This is a genomic window from Natrinema soli, assembly GCF_028618695.1.
In genome coordinates this window covers 1-1530 of record NZ_JAQIVI010000781.1, presented here as the reverse complement: position 1 = coordinate 1530, position 1530 = coordinate 1, and the positions used below count along the sequence as shown (strand labels likewise).

3 protein-coding genes are annotated in these 1530 nt (G+C 66.6%); 1 reads left to right on the top strand and 2 read right to left on the bottom strand.

Going from position 1 to position 1530, the window contains the following annotated elements:
* The coding region (locus tag PGX04_RS32340) for a 3,4-dihydroxy-2-butanone-4-phosphate synthase (protein WP_273742225.1) at nucleotides 1–509 on the bottom strand (509 nt) is incomplete at its 3' end.
* On the bottom strand, nucleotides 506–1213 hold the full coding sequence (locus tag PGX04_RS32335; protein ID WP_273742224.1) for a CTP-dependent riboflavin kinase: 708 nt from the start codon (nucleotides 1211–1213) through the stop codon (nucleotides 506–508). The genes PGX04_RS32340 and PGX04_RS32335, both read right to left, overlap by 4 nt.
* A gap of 109 nt (nucleotides 1214–1322) precedes the next feature.
* Here PGX04_RS32335 and PGX04_RS32330 point away from each other — a divergent pair.
* The coding region (locus tag PGX04_RS32330; protein ID WP_273742223.1) for a hypothetical protein at nucleotides 1323–1530 on the top strand (208 nt) is incomplete at its 3' end.

Genomic DNA, 1530 nt, shown 5'->3' with positions numbered 1-1530 from the left:
GGCGCGGCCTTGAGCAGGTGGACGTGGCCGGGGACCCGGAACTCCGCGGCGAACTCGGTTTCGTCGGGTGCGGCGGCAGCGTCGCCGAGCGCCCGGATGGTCGTCGAGCGATCGTCGTCGGTGATCCCGGTGTAGGTGTCCCGGTGGTTGACGGTCAGTGAGAACGACGATCGGTCGTCGTAGCCGAGTTCGTGGTCGGCCGTCGCGGGATGGTCGATCACGTCCGAGTAGAATGGGAGGTCGAACGCCTCCGCGGTATCGTGGCCGAGCGCGACGCAGATCAGGCCGCCGGCGTCGTTGCGCAGTCGGGCGACGGCCTCGGGCGTCACGCTATCGGCGTGGTAGATCAGGTCCGTCTCGCCCTCGCGGTAGGCCTCCTCGTGGACGAGGATCGGCTCGCCGGCGCGGAGCGACTCGAGGGCGTGATCGAACGAGTTCGCAGACGGGTCGACGCTCGAGTTCGCCCCGGCGTCGGCGTTCGACCGCGGACCGGCGTGGTGCCCCGTCATTCGCGATCCCCCACGGAGACGGTGACGTGATCGCCGTCCTCGAGGGAGAGTACCTCTCGGAGTTTCTCGGGGGCGATGACCTCGAGCTGGTCGTCGTCGTGGTGGGTGCGTTCGGGGGCGATGGTGTAGGCGTTCTCGTAGGTCTCGCCGTCGGTGGTCTCGATCGTCGCGGGGTAGCAGACGGCGGGGCCGTAGGTCCGCTCGTCGGACTCCCAGCCGTCGATAGGGACGGGCTCGAGCGAGGCCATGGCGCTGCGCCGGCGGACGCTGTCCTCGCGGAGGTCGACGTTCAGCGTGCCGGGGAAGGGCTCGTAGCCGAGGCGCTCCTCGAACTGGCGTTGGTAGCCCGACAGCGAGATGTAGTGGCGACCCTCGCCCATCCCGCTGGTGACGGTCCCCTCGAGGCCGATCTGGGAGTCCGTCTCGAAGATGCGACGGTAGTCCTCGTACTCGGCGTGGAGCGTTCGTTCGCCGGTCTCCGTGATCGCGACCCACTGGCCGTCGCTGACGGTATCGCGCTCGAGCAGGTCGGCGCTCTCGAGGCGCTGGAGCCGTCGCGAGGCGGTCTGATTCGACGCGTCGAGGCGCTCCGCGAGGTGAGAACAGGAGATCTTGACGTCGCCCTCGAGCCCACCCTCGAGCGCGAGGAGTTTGAGCACGGCGAGTTCGTCGTGCCCGACGGCGGACTCAGTTAGTACTGACATAGACGCATCTATACCGTAGCCCCGTAAAAGTATATCGAATGTGGCATGCGTAACGGAACTGTGATGGGGTTCACGACCGTTTATCGCGTACTCGGACATCTCGAGGCGGGTGGAAAAAGCCACCGGTCAGCGGAAGTCGTTCGATTACGTTCGAGCCGTCGCCCTGAACTGGTCATCGGGAGAATCGAACGTGATCCGTGACGATCAGCGTCCTGCTGCCGCGGACACGAGGAGTTCCACACCCTCCCCAACCGATTGCTACTCACGGGCCGAAGGCCCGTTCACGGGTCACCTCGTTCCCCGTTCACCTCGCGGTT